The 17,517-nt window shown below is 69.6% G+C and carries 17 protein-coding genes; 12 read left to right on the top strand and 5 right to left on the bottom strand.

Translation table 11 applies throughout. The features are described 5' to 3' along the window. The first annotated feature begins 109 nt into the window (after nt 1–109). The gene (gene fahA / locus BIX52_RS14690; RefSeq protein ID WP_075221827.1) at nt 110–1,384 is read left to right on the top strand and encodes a fumarylacetoacetase; all 1,275 of its coding nucleotides are present in this window, start codon (nt 110–112) and stop codon (nt 1,382–1,384) included. Between the two features lie 339 nt (nt 1,385–1,723). Next, the gene (locus BIX52_RS14685; RefSeq protein ID WP_075221826.1) at nt 1,724–2,137 is read left to right on the top strand and encodes a hypothetical protein; all 414 of its coding nucleotides are present in this window, start codon (nt 1,724–1,726) and stop codon (nt 2,135–2,137) included. A 14-nt stretch (nt 2,138–2,151) separates the two neighbouring features. Here BIX52_RS14685 and BIX52_RS14680 read toward each other — a convergent pair whose 3' ends face one another. The 3 genes from BIX52_RS14680 to BIX52_RS14670 all read right to left on the bottom strand — a co-directional run bounded on the left by BIX52_RS14680 (nt 2,152) and on the right by BIX52_RS14670 (nt 6,478). Next, nucleotides 2,152–3,600: a hypothetical protein gene (locus BIX52_RS14680; protein ID WP_075221825.1), complete on the bottom strand. Its 1,449-nt coding sequence runs from the start codon at nt 3,598–3,600 to the stop codon at nt 2,152–2,154. Between the two features lie 518 nt (nt 3,601–4,118). Then, the gene (hydA, locus tag BIX52_RS14675; RefSeq protein ID WP_075221824.1) at nt 4,119–5,528 is read right to left on the bottom strand and encodes a dihydropyrimidinase; all 1,410 of its coding nucleotides are present in this window, start codon (nt 5,526–5,528) and stop codon (nt 4,119–4,121) included. 11 nt (nt 5,529–5,539) lie between these two features. Next, nucleotides 5,540–6,478 carry a 2-hydroxyacid dehydrogenase gene (locus tag BIX52_RS14670; RefSeq protein WP_075221823.1) on the bottom strand — a complete coding sequence of 313 codons (939 nt, stop codon included), beginning with the start codon at nt 6,476–6,478 and terminating at the stop codon, nt 5,540–5,542. Between the two features lie 108 nt (nt 6,479–6,586). On the opposite strand from BIX52_RS14670, the gene def reads away from it, so the two are divergent. From def to BIX52_RS14640, 6 genes are all read left to right on the top strand, one after another. Next, nucleotides 6,587–7,105, top strand: coding sequence for a peptide deformylase (gene def / locus BIX52_RS14665; protein ID WP_075221822.1), 519 nt, complete (start codon nt 6,587–6,589; stop codon nt 7,103–7,105). Nucleotides 7,106–7,181: 76 nt separating this feature from the next. Next, nucleotides 7,182–8,129, top strand: coding sequence for a methionyl-tRNA formyltransferase (gene fmt / locus BIX52_RS14660; RefSeq protein ID WP_075221879.1), 948 nt, complete (start codon nt 7,182–7,184; stop codon nt 8,127–8,129). Nucleotides 8,130–8,132: 3 nt separating this feature from the next. After that, on the top strand, nt 8,133–8,888 hold the full coding sequence (truA, locus tag BIX52_RS14655) for a tRNA pseudouridine(38-40) synthase TruA (protein WP_075221821.1): 756 nt from the start codon (nt 8,133–8,135) through the stop codon (nt 8,886–8,888). After that, a complete protein-coding gene (locus BIX52_RS14650) occupies nt 8,888–9,763 on the top strand; it encodes an S-methyl-5'-thioadenosine phosphorylase (protein WP_075221820.1) in 876 nt (291 codons plus the stop codon). The genes truA and BIX52_RS14650 overlap by 1 nt, the downstream gene beginning before the upstream one ends. Before the next feature lie 23 nt (nt 9,764–9,786). Then, nucleotides 9,787–10,329, top strand: a complete 543-nt coding sequence (locus tag BIX52_RS14645; RefSeq protein WP_075221819.1) for an adenine phosphoribosyltransferase — start codon at nt 9,787–9,789, stop codon at nt 10,327–10,329. A 211-nt stretch (nt 10,330–10,540) separates the two neighbouring features. Next, nucleotides 10,541–10,825, top strand: coding sequence for a hypothetical protein (locus BIX52_RS14640; protein WP_075221818.1), 285 nt, complete (start codon nt 10,541–10,543; stop codon nt 10,823–10,825). Nucleotides 10,826–11,025: 200 nt separating this feature from the next. On the opposite strand, the gene BIX52_RS14635 is transcribed toward BIX52_RS14640, so the two are convergent. Together BIX52_RS14635 and BIX52_RS14630 are read right to left on the bottom strand one after the other, a co-directional pair. Further along, a complete protein-coding gene (locus BIX52_RS14635; protein ID WP_205647835.1) occupies nt 11,026–11,841 on the bottom strand; it encodes a TrmH family RNA methyltransferase in 816 nt (271 codons plus the stop codon). Beyond that, nucleotides 11,838–13,655, bottom strand: coding sequence for an ABC-F family ATP-binding cassette domain-containing protein (locus tag BIX52_RS14630; RefSeq protein WP_075221817.1), 1,818 nt, complete (start codon nt 13,653–13,655; stop codon nt 11,838–11,840). Before BIX52_RS14630 ends, BIX52_RS14635 begins: the two co-directional genes overlap by 4 nt. Nucleotides 13,656–13,829: 174 nt before the next feature. On the opposite strand from BIX52_RS14630, the gene BIX52_RS14625 reads away from it, so the two are divergent. The 4 genes from BIX52_RS14625 to BIX52_RS14610 all read left to right on the top strand — a co-directional run bounded on the left by BIX52_RS14625 (nt 13,830) and on the right by BIX52_RS14610 (nt 17,273). Then, nucleotides 13,830–14,186 (top strand): hypothetical protein, encoded by a 357-nt coding sequence (locus BIX52_RS14625; protein ID WP_075221816.1) that lies wholly within the window; start codon nt 13,830–13,832, stop codon nt 14,184–14,186. A 168-nt stretch (nt 14,187–14,354) separates the two neighbouring features. Beyond that, nucleotides 14,355–15,347 carry a TRAP transporter substrate-binding protein gene (locus BIX52_RS14620; protein WP_075221815.1) on the top strand — a complete coding sequence of 331 codons (993 nt, stop codon included), beginning with the start codon at nt 14,355–14,357 and terminating at the stop codon, nt 15,345–15,347. A 20-nt stretch (nt 15,348–15,367) separates the two neighbouring features. Further along, entirely contained in the window at nt 15,368–15,853 is a 486-nt protein-coding gene (locus BIX52_RS14615) for a TRAP transporter small permease (protein WP_208990381.1), read from the top strand. A 145-nt stretch (nt 15,854–15,998) separates the two neighbouring features. Beyond that, nucleotides 15,999–17,273 carry a TRAP transporter large permease gene (locus BIX52_RS14610; RefSeq protein WP_075221813.1) on the top strand — a complete coding sequence of 425 codons (1,275 nt, stop codon included), beginning with the start codon at nt 15,999–16,001 and terminating at the stop codon, nt 17,271–17,273. Nucleotides 17,274–17,517: the final 244 nt, after the last annotated feature.

Raw genomic sequence — 17,517 nt, 5'->3', positions numbered from 1 at the left:
AGATGTTGAGAGAGGGGGGCGGAGGGCCTGTGACCCTTGCGCACATCTTGAGGGCCGTTGCGGCCTCCATCGCGGACGGTCGCCGTCGCGCGCCGCGTGCCGGGCGATCATGAGCGACGAAACCAACGATGCCGGGCGCACGAGCTGGGTGCCCGGCGCCGACGGTCACGTCATGTTCCCGCTCCAGAACCTTCCGTTCGGCGTCTTCTCGGTGAACGACGTGCCGCGCGTCGGCGTGGCGATCGGCGACATGATTCTGGACATGGCGGCGATCGAAGCGGCGGGCCTCTTGCGGCCCGATCCGGACCTCACCGTATTCGACGTTCCGGCGCTCAACCCGTTCATGAGCGTCGGCCGCTTCGCCTGGGGGGAGACGCGTCGCAACCTCTCGCGCCTCCTCGGCGGCGAGGATCCGCGGTTGAAGGACAATCCGATCCTGAGCGGGCGGGCCCTCGTGCGTGCGGACCAGGCCAAGCTGCATATGCCCTTCGCGGTGGCCGAATTCACCGATTTTCACGCCTCGCGCGAGCATGCCTGCAACCTCACCGCGTTGCTGTGCGGTCCCGATCACGCGCTGCCGGCGAATTGGGATCACATGCCGATCGCCCATAATGGCCGCGCCTCGACGGTGATCGTCTCCGGGACCGGGGTGCGCCGCCCGATGGGGCAATTGAAGGCAGGCGAGGAGAAGCGGCCCCGTTTCGCCCCCTCCGCCGGGCTCGATTTCGAGCTGGAGCTCGGCGCGGTGGTCGGTGTTCGCTCGGCGATCGGCACGCGCCTTTCCACCAGCGAGGCGGACGCGGCGATCTTCGGCTACGTTCTCCTGAACGACTGGTCGGCGCGGGACATCCAGCATTGGGAATGCGTGCCGCTGGGTCCGTTCCAGGGCAAGGTGTTCGCCACCACCATTTCACCCTGGGTGGTGACCACGGCCGCACTGGCGCCGTTTCGCACCCCGCCCCCGCCGCGCAGGACGCCGCTGCTGCCGCACCTGCGTGAAGGGATGCCGCACAATCTCGACATCGAGCTCGGCGTCTCGCTGCAGGCGCGTGACGGTGACGCGGCGGAGGTTACGCGGACCAATGCGCGCCACCTCTACTTCTCCGCCGCCCAGCAGCTTGCCCACCACAGCGCCTGCGGCTGCGCGATGTCGATCGGCGATCTCCTCGGTTCCGGCACCATTTCTGGCGACGGGCCGGGGAGCTACGGCTCCCTGTTCGAGCTGACCTGGAATGGAAGCCGTCCGCTGACGCTGCCCGGCGGAGCGGTACGCACCTTCTTGGAGGATGGCGACATGGTTACCATGCGGGGCTGGTGCTCTCGGGCCGGGCGGGTGCCGATCGGCTTCGGGACCTGTGCCGGCGTGGTGCAACCGGCCATATGACGCGCACGGCCGGCGGCGCGCTCGGCCGGCTCGGCGGTCGGACGCGGACGCGGCGGCCGGGGCGTGCGGTCGTCGCGCTCGGGCGTGGCGTGCAGGCGTCTTGCCGGGCCGCCGTGGGTCCGCCGCTTGCCGCGTCTGTCACCCGGGCGACGCGCGGCGGGATCGCCGGTAGCGCGGGCGGACGGATGCGGCGCGGGTGGGTGTCGCGGCGGACCGGGACGGCAGCGGCATGTGGCCGGGGCACAGCTCGGTGCGGTGGAGCGTCCCCTTGCGCGGCCCGCGCTGAGGTGCTCGGGTCGCCTCTCACGGCAGCAGATTCGGTCGCACAAGGAGGACGCAATGTCCAAGGACACCGCAAATGGGGGCATCGCCATGGCCAATGGCGAGGTGCCGCATGGCGCCGCCGCCGGCGCGTCCGGTGCGCCGGGGTCGAACGCTGCGGCCGGAGGAGGGCCGGGCTCGGATGCACCGGGAGCGGCGGCGGGCAGCGCGCCGACCGGACGCAAGGTGAAATTCGTCGGCCGCCAGGAGATCCCGGACGAGCTTTATGCCGATGGCGTCGGCAGCCTGCATTTCGGCCGCAACGTCGTGAAGCTCGACCTCTACCGCGTGCTGGAATTCGACCGCGACGACGCCGAGGTCCGCCAGCTCGCCCACCGCGTGGTCCTGCCGATCACCGCGATCCCGGAGCTGGTGCGCGTGCTCCAGAACTTCGGCCAGGTGGTGAAGGACCACTCGTCGTCCGGAAGCTGAGGCGGCCGGCCGTCTCAGGGGGCGATGCACATGGTCGGCGTGTCCGTCGTGCAGATCGGCAGCGAATCGGAACGGTCGAGCGCTGCGTTGAGGCGGGTCAGAAGCAGGTCCGGCGCCATCGGTAGGGCGAACCTCTCGTCACGAGCGAAGTTGTCGATCGCGTCCTGCACGGCCGCGCCCGACGCATCGCCATCCGTGCCGAGATAATCGAGCTCCTGGAGGGCGGCGATGACGCGCTCGTCGCTCTGAGCGTCGCTGGACCCGGTGGTCGGGGTGCCGGAGACGACGCGCGGGGACGAGGGGTCGGCGGTGAAGGGCGCTGTGCCGGTCACGACGCGCGGTGCGGCCGCTGTGCCGAACGCCGGCGTTTCGGCAGAGGACGGGGCGAGGGTGCTGGTGCCGGCCGCCGTCTCGGTCCCCTGCGCGGCCTGGTCTTGCGGCGGCTGCCCTTGCGGCGTCTGGCCGTCTGCGCCTCGGCCGACGGTGCCCTGTCCGACCGTGCCCTGCGCCTCTGCGCGCCGGGCTTGCGGGGCCTGACCGGCCGGAGGCGCGCCGACGTCTGAACCAGCTTGGCGGCCGGACGCGGTGGTCTGCGCCGCAGCGGTATCGACGGCGCGCGGTGCGGCCCCGTCGCCGGAGGTGCCGGCCGCAGGACGCGGAGCGTTGCCGCCGCCAGGGACGCGCTGTCCCTGTGCTGTCTGTCCCTGCGCCGCCTGGCTCTGTGCGGCCTGACCTGACCCGGCCTGACCGGGCGCGCGCTCGGCGGAGGCGGTCTGGCCCGGTTCGGATTGATCCGGTGCCGTCCCCCCAGGGGCGGCCGCGGCGGTCTGAGCAGTGCGGGTGAGCGGGTCGCTAGCGGACGGGGTGGGCGCATCGGCCACGCGTTCGGGCGCTGCGCGCGGGACGGGCGGCACTTCGCCGGGGGCGAAGAGGCCGGTATTGGTCTCCGTGTCAGCACCGGGAAGGCCGGCGGCGAACGATCCGTTGCCGCCGTTCAGCCGTTCGCGCATCCTCTCGGCGAAGGAGCCCGGCGCGTCGGGAGTGGCGGCGCCGGGGCGACGCAGGTCCAGCGGTGCGGCCGGGGTGGCCTGTGAGACCACCGTTTCCGGCTGGACGATGACCCAGGCCCGCCCGTCGGCCAGACGGCAGCGGTAACCGTCGACGGCGGCGCGGCCGGCGATGGCGTCCACGTCGATCCGGTAGCCGCGGCACAGCCGTCCGTCCGGCCCGCGCACGATGCGGTAGGGCCGGATGGCCGCCTGTCCGCCGCCGGGCAGATCCATGCGCGCCATTTCGTTCTCGCGCGCATAGTCGAGAATGGTGGAGAGACGCGCCTCCAAAGCGCGCCGCTCGTCCGTGTTCAACGGCAGCGCCGAGGGGTAGGTTTGGGCCAGCGCGGCGCCGGACGCGGCAACGCCGGCGGCGGCCGCCAGGACGGTGAGGGCGAGACAGGCATGGCGCATCGCAGAGGCTCCCCGGAGCGCTCGCCGGCCGTGAGCCGCCGGCGCCCCTTCATTCATTTCGAGCGGATCGCCGCAGCGTCCTAACGCGTTGGGCGCCGGGCGCAACCCCGCCGCACGCAATGAGGCCACAACCCTGAGCGGAGCCTGAACAGCATAGAACGCCGGAAACGCCCTGACGAGCCGCCCGGGCGACATCGAACGCTGGGCACCGCGCTGCCGCAAGCGCGCCGTGGCCGCGCAGTCCGCGAGGCACGGCCATGACGCGCCGTGCATCGGGCGCGCATCCCGCGGTGCATGGCCATGACGGGCAGCGCGCCGGGGCTGCGCAGCCCGCGGTGTATGCCCTGAGGCGCCGCGCTGGGACTGTGCAGCCCGCGATGCACTCCCACGGCGCGCAGCGCCTGGGGCCGCATACACCGCAGGGCAATCCGCGCCGGGGAGATGGGGCGGGCCGTGGCCGCGCAGACGTGTGGCCCGCCGATACGCCTGCGGCGGCGACGCGCCCCGCGCCGCCAGCCTCAGGCCGCGGGGCGCACCTTCATGGAGAGGCCGCGCGGCAGGTAGCCGCCGTCGCCCTTCGCGCCGACGAGCTCGCGGTCGCGGATCATCACCTTGCCGCGCAGGATCACCGTCATCGGCAGACCCTTCACGGCGAGGCCCTCGTAAGGCGAATAGTCCGACCCGTCGTGAAGGTCGGCATGGCGGATCACCGTCTCGGCCTCCGGATCCCACAGGGTGATGTCGGCGTCCGAGCCCACGGCGATGGTGCCCTTATTCGGGTAGAGGCCGTAGGTCTTGGCGTGGTTGGTGGCGGTCAGCGCCACGAAGCGGGTGATGTCGATCCGCCCCTGGTTCACCCCCTCGGAGAACAGGATCGGCATGCGCGTCTCCACCCCCGGAATGCCGTTCGGGATGTGGCGGAAGTCCGTCCGGCCCTTGGGGTTCAGCTTGCCGCGCTCGTCGTCATAGCGGAACGGGCAGTGGTCGGACGAAAACACGTCGAACACACCGTTCTGGATGCCGCGCCAGATGTTGTCCCACTCCGCGCGGGTCCGCGGGGGCGGCGAGCACACCTGCTTGGCGCCCTCCCAGTTCATCCCCTCCAGATCCTGCTCGGTCAGGCGGATATATTGCGGGCACGTCTCGCCGGTGACGTTGAGGCCGCGGGCGCGCGCGCGCTCGATCTCTTCCATCGCCGCGCCGTTGGACACGTGGACGATGACGACCGGGACATCCACCACCTCGGCCAGCGATATGGCGCGGTGCGTCGCCTCGCGCTCCACGGCGAGAGGCCGGGTGGAGGCGTGGGAGGGCGGCCCGAGCTTGCCCTCGGCGACGTGCTTGTCGATGAGGAAGCGGATGGCGTCCTCGTTTTCGCAGTGCACCATTGCGAGCGCGCCGGTGCGCCGCGCGGTGTCCATCACCTGCAGGATCTCGGCGTCGTTCAGGCGCAGGTCCTGGTAGGTCATGAACACCTTGAACGAGGTGTAGCCGTCCGCCACCGCGGCCGGAAGCTCCTGCCCCAGCACAGATTCGGACGGGTCCGAGATGACGAGATGGAAGGAGACGTCGGTGTAGCAGTTGCCGTCCGCCTTGGCGTGGTAGGCGGTGAGCGCCTCGCGCAGGCTCTTGCCCTTCTCCTGGATGCAGAAGGGAAGCAGCGTCGTGTTGCCGCCGAAGAGGCCGGACAGGGTGCCGGACTCGAAGTCGTCCGCCATCACGATGCCCTCGCCGGAGGGCTGGGCGATGTGGACGTGGCTGTCGATGCCGCCGGGCAGGACATATTTGCCCGTGGCGTCGATCGTCTCGGCGCCCGTCAGGCCGAGGCCGAGCGCGGTGATGATGCCGTCTTTGATGCCGACGTCGGCCTTGAAGACGTCCGACGCGGTTGCGACCGTGCCGCCTTTGATGACGAGATCGAAGGACATGGGGTGCGCTCCTAGTAGCCGCGGACGGGGTCGACGAGGCCGGCCACGGGGTCACCGCGCTCGAACGCGGTCATGCGGCTGGTGATGCTGGTGACGGTGGCGGCGGGGTCGGGCACCGCGGCCACGTGAGGCGTGATGATGAGGTTCGGCGCATCCCAGAGCGGGCTGTCGGCGGGAAGCGGCTCGGTCTCGAACACGTCCAGGCTGGCGCCTTTCAAGGCACCGGATTGCAATGCCGCGAGGATCTCGTCCGACTTCTGCAGTCCCCCGCGCCCGGCATTGATCAGCACCGGGCCGACCGGGCTCGCCGTGGAGAGCTGTGCGATGAGGTCGGCGTTCAGGATGCCGCGCGTGTCCTCGGTCATCGGCAGCAGGCACACGAGGATGTCCGTGCGGGCGAGGAATTCCGGCAGTCCGTCGCGCCCATGGTACAAGGTGATGTCCGACGGCTTCTTCGACCGGGACCAGCCGATGACGTTGAAGCCGAGCGCCAGAAGAATGGGCGCACAGTGCTGGGCGAGGACGCCATAGCCCATGAGGCCGACGCGGGCGGAGGGTGCGCTCGGCTGGTCGTGGGGCGTCCACTCGCGCCGGGCCTGCTGCGCGGCGTAGGCGGGCGCCTGGCGGAAGTGGGACAGCACCTGCAGCACCACGTATTCGCTCATGCGCACGGCCAGGTCGTTGTCGACCAGGCGCACGATGGGCACGGGCGGACGGTCGGGGTCGGCCACCACGGCGTCGACCCCGGCGCCCATGTTGAAGATCGCCTTCAGATTGGGCAGCGTCTGCATCACCCCGGAAGGTGGACGCCAGGTCAGCGCATAGTCGATGCGCGCCGGGTCGTAATCGTCTTGGCCGTGGACGAGGATGGGGCGGTCCGGCGCCGTTTCGCGCCAGGCGGCGATCCAGTCGTCGAGGTTGCGGTCGGCAGATAGGAACAGTGTGGTCATGGATCTCGGGTCTCTTCGGACTTGAGCCTAGGCAAGTGACGGGCCGTTTGACAATTCACCCCGCTGTTGAGAATTGACCCGGACGTTGCGGCGGCATATTTGCCCGCCATGGCGAAACGTCCGATCCTGATTCTGCCCGACCCGGTGCTGCGCCGGGTGGCCGAGCCCATCAACGCGGTTGACGCGCGCATCCGTACTCTGGCCGAGGATATGCTGGAGACGATGTATGACGCGCCCGGCATCGGCCTCGCCGCACCGCAGATCGGCGTTCTGGAACGTCTCATCGTGCTCGACGTCGCGACCGACGAGGAGAAGACGCCCGCGCCCATGGTCTTCGTCAATCCCGAAATCATCGCCCGCTCGGACGAGATGTCGGTCTACGAAGAGGGCTGCCTGTCGATCCCTGAGTTCACGTCCGACGTGGAGCGTCCGGCGCGGGTGACGGTGCGCTCGCTGGACAAGGACGGGGCGGAACAGATCGTCGAGGCGGAAGGGCTTCTCGCCACCTGCCTGCAGCACGAGATCGACCACCTGAACGGCGTTCTCTTCATCGACCATCTGTCGCGGCTGAAGCGGGAACGTGTGGTCAAGAAATTCACCAAACAGGCCAAGCTCGGCGCCGCGTGAGTGAGCGGCACGAGGGAAGAGGACAGGCGATGAACGGCACCCCCCGGCCAAACCGAACGCGGGGGCTGCCGCGATGATGCGCGTCGTCTTCATGGGCACGCCCGCCTTTTCGGTGCCCACCTTGATGGAGATCGTCGGCCAGGGGCACGAGGTGGTGGCGGTCTATACCCAGCCGCCGCGTCCCGCGGGCCGGGGGATGGCCGAGCGCAAGTCCGCCGTGCAGGAGGCGGCCGAGGCGTTCGGGATCGAGGTGCGGCACCCGGTGTCGCTGAGGGATCCGGCGGAGGCTGCGGCGATCGCGGCGCTTGAGGCGGACGTTCTGGTGGTGGTCGCCTACGGGCTGATCCTGCCGGTGCCGGTGCTGGAGGCGGCGCCGCTGGGCGCCTACAACGTCCACGCCTCGCTGCTGCCACGCTGGCGGGGGGCGGCGCCGGTCGCGCGCGCCATCATGGCAGGCGACGCGGTGACGGGCGTTGCCGTCATGCGCATGGAGAAGGGGCTGGACACCGGCCCCGTGGCGATGGTCGAGCACACGCCGATCGGCCCGGACGACACGGCCGCGGACCTGACGGACCGTCTGGCCCGGCTCGGCGCGGACCTGATGGTGCGGGCGATGGCGGGGCTGGAGCGTGATGCGCTGACCCTGACGCCGCAGCCGGACCAGGGCGTGACCTACGCGCACAAGATCGACAAGGCCGAAGCGCCGATCGACTTCACCCAGCCGGCCGAGGCGGTGCGCAACCACATCCACGGCCTGAACCCGATGCCGGGGGCGCATGCGACATTCACCATCGCCGGCAAGGCTGAGCGGCTGAAGGTGCTGCGCGCCGTGGTGGCGGACGGTGCGGGCGAGCCCGGCACTGTGCTGGACGACCGGCTGACGGTCGCCTGCGGCACCGGCGCGGTGCGTCTGACGCGGGTGCAGCGCGCCGGCAAGTCGCCCGTCGACGCTGACGCCTTCCTGCGCGGCGCGCGCATCGGCCCCGGCGACCGCTTCGAGGTGGCCGCGCCCGCGGATCTCTGACGGGTGCCGCGCTACAAGCTCACCATCGAATATGACGGTACGCCCTTCGTCGGCTGGCAGCGGCAGGACAATGGCCGCGCCGTGCAGCAGGCGCTGGAGGAGGCGGCGGAGAGGCTGTGCGGTGTGCCAACGCGCGTCAGCGGGGCCGGGCGGACCGATACCGGCGTCCACGCGACGGGGCAGGTGGCGCATTTGGATTTCGCCAAGCCCTTCCGCGCCGACACCGTGCGCGATGCGATGAACGCCCACATGCGGCCGGAGCCCGTCGCCATCGTCGCCGCGGAAGAGGTGGGGGACGACTTCGACGCCCGCCATTCGGCCCGCGCGCGGCATTATCTCTACCGCATCGTCAACCGCCGGCCGCCGTTGGCGCTGGACCGGGTGGCGTGGCGCGTGGCCCAGCCGCTCGACGAGGCGGCGATGCAGGCGGGGGCGGACCGGCTCATCGGCCGGCACGACTTCACCACCTTTCGCGCCGCGCAGTGTCAGGCGAAGAGCCCGGTGCGCACGTTGGACCGGCTCGACGTGACGCGGACGGGCGAGCTGGTCGAGATCAGGGCGAGCGCGCGCTCTTTCCTTCACAATCAGGTTCGGTCCATGGTCGGCACCTTGGCGGAGGTGGGGCTGGGGCGCTGGCGGCCGGACGACGTGACGGCGGCGCTCGATGCGCGGTCGCGTCCGGCGTGCGGCCCGGTGGCGCCCGCCTGCGGCCTCATCCTGGCGCAAGTGGACTATGTGACGGACGACGAGGACACCTGATGGACGTGACGCTCGGCATCATCGGCGGCTCGGGGCTTTATGATCTCCCCGGCCTCGAGGGCACCTGGGAGACGATCGAAAGCCCCTGGGGCGAACCCTCCGACCAGGTGCTGCGCGGCACGCTGGCGGGCACCAAGGTCGTGTTCCTGCCGCGGCACGGGCGCGGCCACCGCATCGGCCCTTCGCAGATCGACTACCGCGCCAACATCGATGTGATGAAGCGCGCCGGGGTGACCGACCTCGTGTCGCTGTCGGCCTGCGGATCGCTGCGGGAGGACCTGCCGCCGGGCACCTTCGTCATCGTCGACCAGTTCATCGACCGCACCTTTGCGCGGGAGAAGTCGTTCTTCGGCACCGGCTGCGTGGCGCACGTGTCGATGGCGCATCCCGTCAGCCGTGACCTCGGCGACAGGATCGAGGCGGCGGCGAAGGCGGTGGGCGTCAGCCACCACCGCGGCGGTACGTATCTTGCGATGGAGGGGCCGCAATTCTCCTCGCTCGCCGAATCGCACCTCTACCGCCAATGGGGGGCGGACGTGATCGGCATGACCAACATGCCGGAGGCCAAACTCGCCCGCGAGGCGGAGATGTCCTATGCCACGGTGGGCATGGTGACGGACTTCGATTCCTGGCACCCGGACCACGGCGAGGTGGATATTCAGCAGATCATCGCCACGATGGCCGCCAACGGCGACGCGGCGCGGGCGCTGGTGGCGGCGCTGGCCGAGGCGATGCCGGACACGCGCGCGCCCTGCTCGGCGGGGTCCGATACGGCGCTGGAATTTGCAATCATCACCGCGCCGGCCGCCCGCGATCCGGCATTGATCGCCAAGCTGGACGCGGTGGCGGGCCGCGTTCTCGGGAAGGGCGAATGAGCCGCATGCTGGGAGAGACGAGAATGAGCGCGCCGATGGACCTGCGCGATATGGTGCGCGCGATCCCCGACTATCCCAAAGCGGGCATCATCTTCCGCGACGTGACCACGCTGTTCGGCCACCCGGAAGGCCTGTCGCGCACGGTGCAGGCGATCGCTGACCATGTGGCGGGCCTCAACGTGGACCTCGTGGCGGGGATCGACGCGCGCGGCTTCATCCTGGGCGGGGCGCTGGCGATGCGCATGGGGAAGGGGTTCGTGCCCATCCGCAAGCGCGGCAAGCTTCCGGCGGACGTGTACCGCGAGGAGTATGCGCTGGAATATGGCAGCGACGAGGTGGAGATCCACAAGGACGCGATGCCGCGCGAGGGGGCGACGGTGCTGCTGGTGGACGATCTCATCGCCACCGGCGGGACGGCGGTGGCCGCAGCGCGGCTGATCCACCGCGCGGGCGGCACGGTGCCGATCGCCGCCTTCGCCATCGACCTGCCGGAACTGGGCGGGGCGCAACGGCTGGCGGAAATCGGTGTTTCCACATTCGCGGTGATGGCGTTCGAGGGGCACTGACACCACGGCACGGCGCGAGGATGAAACGCTGCGGATCGCATGATTCGCAGCGTTTTTATTTTGCCTAACCTTACGAGAGCAGCGCTGATCGGACGGTGGGGCGCCGGTGGAGTTTGGTGAAAGGCAAACAGGTATTCCGGCACACCTCATTCTGCCGGGCGCGCCTAAAGGTTAGCCTCCACACCACGTCAATAAACTTTGGTGCAGAGCAATGTCCGTCAGCTACGAACTCCGCAACTACTGGTGCGCGAGCCGGATGGTGTGCCGCCTGTCGCCGCGCGTGGCCGCACGCTATCTGGCGCCGCGCATCGTCTGGGCCGTCAGCGACCGCGAGCGGCGCCTCATGGAGCGCCTGCGCGACAACGTGTTGAAGGCCGATCCGGCCGGGGGGACCGGCGCGGCCGTGCTCCCGCTGTCCCGCTCGATGGTGCAGGACACCGCCGGCGTGCGGCAGGACGCGACGATGATGCGGCAGGACCCGAACTCCGCCGCGTGACAGTCGGTCGGGCCCCGTTGCGCCCGGCCCGGTCATCTCCGCGTGAGATCCGAACAGCGATCTTGCCCGGCTGCCGAACACCGGACCCGGACACGGGGCGGGGCGTCCATCACCTGCCATTGGAGCCCCTTCCGAGGCCGGTGCCGGACCCTTCGGACCATGCCTGCTTCGGCTTGCGCGAGGCTGTGGCGGCCGGCCGATCAGATACCGTGCTGAAGCGCATGCGCGTGCAGCGCGATCCCCGCGGTAGTCGCCACGTTGAGGCTGTCGACGCCGGGTGCCATGGCGATGGCAAGCGGCGTTGCGGCGGCGATCAGCGCCTCCGGCAGGCCCGGCCCCTCGGTGCCGAGGAGGAAGGCCGCGCGTGGCGCGAGCGGCGCGTGGCCGAGCACCCTGTCGGTGTGCGGCGTCAGCGCGTAGGGCGTGATGCCCGCGGCCGCGAGGTCGGCGATGAGGTCCGGCCCGGCGGCATAGCTCGGCACGGTGAGAGGGGCGCCGCCGCCGACGCGGATCGCCTTGCGGTAGAAGGGATGGGCGGTGGTGGAGTCGACCGCGACGCCCGCCGCGCCGAACGCCGCCGCGTTGCGGAAGACGCCGCCCACATTGTCGTGGTTGGCGAGGTTGACGCAGACCGGCAGGCGCAGCGGCCCGGCGGGCAGCGCCGACAAGGCACGCGGCTCCGGCACGCGGCCCGCCGCCAGGATGCCGCGGTGGAGGTGGAACCCGGCGATCGTGTCCAGCACCGCCTGCGGCGCCACGTAGAGCGGCGCGGTCCCGCGCAAGGCGAGGGCGGCGATGCGGTCCACCCGCGCCTCGTCCACCAGGATGGCCAGCGTCTCGATCGGCGAACGGGTGAGGAGCACGGTCAGCACCGTCTCCCCTTCGGCGATGAAGATGCCCTGGCGGCCGATCCGGTCCCGCTCGCGGATGTCGCGGAAGAGGGCGATGGCGGGGTCGTCCGCGTCGGTGATGCGGATGGGCGGGGCGGGTGCCTGGTCCAGCGGCGCGCCCGTCACGCCTCCAGCTCTTCGCGCTTCATCTCCAGCTCCAGCCAGCGCTCCTCGGCGGCGTCCTTCTCGGCCTGCGTGGCGGAAAGGTCGGCGGTGAGCTTGTCGAACCGCTTGGGGTCCTTGGCGTAGAGGTTCGGGTCGGCGATCGCGGCGGAGAGCTTGGCGATCTCGCCCTCCAGCGCCTCCAATTTTGCGGGCAGCGTCTCGAGGTCGTGCTTCTCGCGGAAAGAGAGCTTGGCCTTCTTCGGCGCGGCGGCGGCGGGGGCGGGCTTGTCGGCCTTCGCCTTCTTCGGCGCGGGCTCCGGGCCGCCGAGGCTGCGCACGGGGGCCGACCCGCGCTGCACCAGCATGTCAGAATAGCCGCCCGGATACTCGCTCCACGTTCCGTCGCCCTCGGCCACCAGCGTGGTGGTCACGGTGCGGTCCAGGAAGTCACGGTCGTGGCTGACGAGGAGCAGCGTGCCGTCATAGTCGGAGATGACTTCGGCCAAGAGGTCGAGGGTTTCGAGGTCGAGGTCGTTGGTCGGCTCGTCCAGCACCAGGATGTTGGAGGGCATCGCGAAGGCGCGCCCCAGGAGCACACGCGCCCGCTCGCCGCCCGACAGAGCGCCGACGGGGGTGTTGAACTGCTCGGGCGTAAACAGGAAGTCCTTCAGATAGCCGGCGACGTGCTTGGTGGTGGAGCCCACCGTGATCTGGTCCGAGCCGGAGGGGCTGATCGCATGGCGCAGGCTCATCGTCGGATCCAGCGCCTCGCGCCGCTGGTCGAGCAGGTTCACCTTGAGGTCGGTGCCATAGGTGACGGTGCCTTCGTCCGGGGCGAGGCGGCCGAGCAGCATGTTGATGAGCGTCGTCTTGCCGACGCCGTTGGGGCCGACGAGGCCGAGCCGGTCGCCGCGCATGATGGTGGTCGAAAAGCCGTCCACCACGGTGCGGTCGCCGAAGCGTTTGGTCAGCCCCTCGGCGACGATCATGCGCTTGCCGGAGCGGTCGGCCGAGGCGAGCTGCATGTCGGCGAGGCCGGTGACCTTGCGCAGCTCGCGCTTCTCGGTGCGCAGGGCTTGCAGCTTCCTGAGCCGCCCCATGTTGCGCTTGCGCCGGGCGGTGACGCCGTAGCGCACCCACTCCTGCTCCTGCTCGATCTTCTTGTCGAGCCGCCGCCGCTCGTCCTCCTCGGCGGAGAGGATGCCGTCGCGCCAGTCCTCGAACTCGGCGAAGCCGCGGTCCATGCGGTGGGTGCGGCCGCGGTCGAGCCAGACGACGGCGGTGGAGAGTTCCTCCAGGAAGCGGCGGTCGTGGCTGATGAGGACAAGCGACTTGCGGCGCGCCTTCAGGTGCTCTTCCAGCCAGGCGATGGCGGCGATGTCGAGGTGGTTGGTGGGCTCGTCCAGAAGCAGGACGTCGGGATCGGGGGCGAGGGCGTGGGCCAGCGCCGCGCGGCGGATCTCGCCGCCCGACATCGGTCCCGGCGCGGCGTCCGGATCGACGGCGAGGGCCTCCAGCGTGGCCCGGGCGGCGTGCGCGTCGTCACCTTCGGCGAGGCCCGACAGGACGTAGTCGAGTACGGTCGGGTAGGCGGAAAGGTCCGGCTCCTGGGCGAGGTAGCGCACCGTGGCGCCCGGCTGGACGAAGCGCTGCCCCGAATCGGCGGCGACGAGGCCGGCGACGATCTTCAGGAGGGTGGACTTGCCCGAGCCGTTGCGGCCGACGAGCGCGATGCGCTCGCCCGGGGCGAGTTGCAGCGACGCCGCTTCGAGAAGCGGGGTGCCACCGAAGGTGAGCGCGATGTCGGCGAGGGACAAAAGGGGAGGGCGTGCCATGGGAAGGCTGATAATAGCGCCGGGGCCGCCCCACAAGGGGCCGCGCTCGGGGTGGCGCCGCGGCCACTTTTCCCCAGGCTCGAGAGGGGTGCGAAGAGGAAGGTTAATGGCCGTTAGCGGGTCATTAACCAATCGAGCTCACGTTCGGATAACCAAGAACGGAGCGTTAGGCAGATGGCTATCCATTCGGTGTTCGTGTCCCCCCGCAATCGTGACGGTGCTGGTGTCGATCTGCGCCTGCGCGTCCTGTTCAACGACGTCTACCGGGTGGGCTCCGAATTTTGGCTGATCGACTCGGCGCGCGATGCGGAGACGGTCACCCGTCTGATCCGCACGATTCTGTCTCCGGGTGACAAGACCTTCGTGGCGGTGCTGAGCCGTGACGTCTGTTCTGGCCTGTCGGCGAACGCCCATGCGTGGCTGAACGCGCCGGACCGCAATTGGGGCCGCAGCGCCGGGCGGGGCATGGGCGAGATGGCGCCGGACGAGGCGCGGATGACGGCGAGCCATCAGCACGCCTTCGCCGCGTGAGGCTGCTGTTCGGGGCCGAGCTGCCATTTCTCTGACATTACAGCTTTCTACGCGCGGATCTTAACAACAGCACCGCACGGAATGCCTTGACATCGGGGGTCCTTCCCCGGCCATGGTGGGCCAAGAAAAGTCCGCGCTGATCCCCACGGCGCGGAAGGGGAGGATCATATGAAGACTTCGTGGATCGCCGGCGCGCTCGCCGGCGCGGCGCTCGTCGGCCTGTCGCTGCCGGCCATGGCCGAAACGACGATGCGCATCACCCTGCAGCTTCCGCTGAAATCGCACCTCGGCCAGAACCTCGTTCTCTTCAAGAACGAGGTCGAGAAGATTTCGGGCGGCGAAGTGAAGGTCGAGATCTACGACTCGGCGCAGCTCTACAAGGACAACGAAGTGCCCGAGGCCGTCGGCTCGGGGCAGATCGAGGCCGGTGTCGCCTCTCTGACGCGCTTCGTGGGCGAGATCCCGGCGGTCGACGTCTTCTACATGCCGTTCCTGCTGAACACCGAAGAGAAGGTGCGCGCGGCGGTGGCACCGGGCTCGCCCGTGCGCACGGCGATCGACGATGCGATCGCCGAGACGGGCGCCAGCGTCCTGTGGTGGCAGGCCTATGGCGGCGTGGTGCTCCTCTCCAATGGCGGGCCGATCGCCAACCCCGAGGACATCAAAGGCAAGAAGGTCCGCGTGTTCGGCAAATGGCTGGGCGAGTGGATCGACACCGTGGGCGGCGCACCGACGCTGATCTCGGGCTCCGAGCAGTTCCTCGCCTACCAGCGCGGCACGGTGGACGTCGGCATGACCGGCGTGTCGGGCGTCTCCGCGCGCTCGCTGTGGGACGTGATGGACACGATCACCCGCGTCAACGTCGCCGACATCGAGTTCATGGTGATCGTCAACCAGGATTGGTGGGACGGTCTGTCGGACGACGAGCGCGGCTGGATCAGCCAAGCCGCGGCCACGGCCGAGACCTCGGTGCGTGACGACATGGCCGGCATCGAGGCGGACGCCTACGCCAAGGCCGAAGAGCACGGCATGACGATCTACGACCCGACCGAGGCGGAGATCGAGGCCTGGCGCACCGCGTCCCAGCCGGTGATCGACAAGTGGCTCGAAGAATCGGGCGACCTCGGCCAGACCGTCTACGACGCGGCCAAGAACCTCTAAAGGCGCTGATGATGCGGCGTGTGGCTCAGGCGACGTCCATTGCGGCGTCGCTCCTCCTCTTCGCGATCGGCGTGATGCTGACCTACGAGGTCGTCGCGCGCTACTTCTTCAACGCGCCGACGATCTGGGCGGAGGAATTGTCGCGCTTGGCGATGATCTGGGCCGTGTTCCTTGGGAGCGCCGCTCTGCTGCGCTCCGGCGAGCACATCCGCGTGACCGTCATCATCGACCGCCTCGGCACCAAGGGGCGGGCGGTGATGGACGTCGTGGCGCTGGTCTTCGTCGCCGTCATATCGGGCTATGTCGCCTGGTACGGGGCGCCGATCGCGTGGAACTCGTTCGAGCGCGGGCGGACGGTCGGGTCGATGCTGGATCTTCCGTCATGGGTCAGCCAGGTGTCGGTGCCGCTCGGCTTCGCGCTCGTCGCGGTGCAGGCGGTGGCGCTCATCATCGCGCGTCCCTCGCAGCCGCCCGCCGCCGCCACGCACGACCACATCGAGCTCTAGGCCGGCCGGCGCGCTTTCGTCCGGCCTCTCGAGGCGCCCCTTCGTGCGGCGCCTCGTTCTCTAACCCGTCTTCCGGCGCTATGCGCGCCGTCCTCCCATTCTCCCGGCGCCGCCGCGCCGTCACGGCACCTCGGAGAGGGTCGCAATGATCACGGTTGCAATTCTGGCGGCGCTGTTCGCGCTCCTTCTCATCGGCATCCCCGTGGCCTTCGTGCTGGGCGGTCTCGGTCTCATTCTGCTCATTCTGGGCGGCTTCTCGCCGATGATGGCGCCCGCCGGGCTGCTCTCGGCGATGGACTCCTTCGTCCTCGTCGCCGTGCCCCTGTTCCTCCTGATGGCCAACGTGATGCTGAAGGGGGGCGTCGGGCGCGATCTCTTCGCCGCGCTTCAGGCGTGGGTCGGGCATCTGCCGGGCGGGCTCGCGGTCGCCACCATCCTGTCCTGCGGCGTGTTCGCGGCGATCTCCGGCTCGTCGGTGGCGACGGCGGCGACCATCGGCACCGTGGCGATCCCGGAGATGACGCAGCGCGGCTACCCGCGGCACTTCACCTTCGGCGTGCTCGCGGCGGGGGGGACGCTCGGCATCCTCATCCCGCCCTCGCTCATCATGATCATCTACGGTGTGATCACCGAAGAATCGGTGCTGGCGCTGTTCCTGGCGGGTGTCGGGCCGGGGCTGTTGATGATCGTCCTCTTCATCATCTACTCGATCCTCTATGCCCGCACGCAGCCGGATCTCCAGCGTGTGGCCAAGGCGTCGTGGGCCGAGCGCCGCCAGTCCGGCATCCGCGCCTTCCCGACGATGCTGCTCGCCGGCCTCGTCATCACCGGCATTTACCAGGGCTGGTATACGCCGACGGAGGCGGCGGCGATCGGCTTTGCGGGTGCGCTCTTCGTCACCGGCGTGGTGCTGCGCAGCCTCACCCTCAAGGGGCTGTGGGAGGCGACGGTGATGTCGATGCGCACCACGGTGGCGATCCTCCTCATCGTCGCCGGTGCGAAGGTTTTCGGCAAAGCGATCGCGCTCTACCGCATCCCGCAGGACGTCTCGACCTTCATCATCGACAATATCGGCTCGCCCAGCCTCTTCATCGTCGCGGTGGCGGTGGTGCTCCTCATCATGGGGCTGGTGATGGAGAGCCTTTCGTTGCTGCTCATCATGGTGCCGGTGCTGATGGGCGCGCTCATCCCGCTCGGCATCGACCCGATCTGGTTCGGCGTCTTCTTCGTCATCATGGTGGAGTGTGCGCTGATCACGCCGCCGGTGGGGCTGAACCTCTACGTCATCCAGGCGGTTGGCAACGGTACTTTGACCGAGGTCTCGCGCGGGATCCTGCCGTTCCTCGGGCTGATGCTGTTGACCGTCGTCCTGGTGACGCTGGTGCCGCAGATCGCCCTGTGGCTACCGTTCAATTTATGATGCACTGTGTCACATAGTACGTTGGCGCATCACTGATTTCACGGGTGATGACGCGCTTGGCCGCACGCTTGCATCATGCATGAAGCGAAGGCGCCATTTGCGAACGTCTACAAACACGGTATATGCAGCATCCGCGCTGCCATGCCGCGTCAGCGCGCACCGAGCCTCCGACAATCAGGACGGGTGCTCGAGCCGTTCGTCCTGAGGGAGACGAGCGACCCGATCAAGAGGCGTGCCCGCTCGC

It is taken from the genome of Acuticoccus yangtzensis, assembly GCF_001927245.1.
Classification (GTDB): Bacteria; Pseudomonadota; Alphaproteobacteria; order Rhizobiales; family Amorphaceae; genus Acuticoccus; species Acuticoccus yangtzensis.
This window is presented reverse-complemented; position numbering and strand designations above follow the sequence as displayed.

Bases quoted from the DNA above. Each gene is read 5' to 3' on its own strand.
- BIX52_RS14630 (WP_075221817.1), bottom strand. From the start codon at position 13,655: ATGGCACGCCCTCCCCTTTTGTCCCTCGCCGACATCGCGCTCACCTTC.
- hydA (WP_075221824.1), bottom strand. From the start codon at position 5,528: ATGTCCTTCGATCTCGTCATCAAAGGCGGCACGGTCGCAACCGCGTCG.
- BIX52_RS14645 (WP_075221819.1), top strand. From the start codon at position 9,787: ATGAGCGCGCCGATGGACCTGCGCGATATGGTGCGCGCGATCCCCGAC.
- BIX52_RS14620 (WP_075221815.1), top strand. From the start codon at position 14,355: ATGAAGACTTCGTGGATCGCCGGCGCGCTCGCCGGCGCGGCGCTCGTC.
- def (WP_075221822.1), top strand. From the start codon at position 6,587: ATGGCGAAACGTCCGATCCTGATTCTGCCCGACCCGGTGCTGCGCCGG.
- fahA (WP_075221827.1), top strand. From the start codon at position 110: ATGAGCGACGAAACCAACGATGCCGGGCGCACGAGCTGGGTGCCCGGC.
- fmt (WP_075221879.1), top strand. From the start codon at position 7,182: ATGCGCGTCGTCTTCATGGGCACGCCCGCCTTTTCGGTGCCCACCTTG.
- BIX52_RS14680 (WP_075221825.1), bottom strand. From the start codon at position 3,600: ATGCGCCATGCCTGTCTCGCCCTCACCGTCCTGGCGGCCGCCGCCGGC.
- BIX52_RS14625 (WP_075221816.1), top strand. From the start codon at position 13,830: ATGGCTATCCATTCGGTGTTCGTGTCCCCCCGCAATCGTGACGGTGCT.
- BIX52_RS14685 (WP_075221826.1), top strand. From the start codon at position 1,724: ATGTCCAAGGACACCGCAAATGGGGGCATCGCCATGGCCAATGGCGAG.
- BIX52_RS14650 (WP_075221820.1), top strand. From the start codon at position 8,888: ATGGACGTGACGCTCGGCATCATCGGCGGCTCGGGGCTTTATGATCTC.
- BIX52_RS14670 (WP_075221823.1), bottom strand. From the start codon at position 6,478: ATGACCACACTGTTCCTATCTGCCGACCGCAACCTCGACGACTGGATC.
- BIX52_RS14640 (WP_075221818.1), top strand. From the start codon at position 10,541: ATGTCCGTCAGCTACGAACTCCGCAACTACTGGTGCGCGAGCCGGATG.
- BIX52_RS14610 (WP_075221813.1), top strand. From the start codon at position 15,999: ATGATCACGGTTGCAATTCTGGCGGCGCTGTTCGCGCTCCTTCTCATC.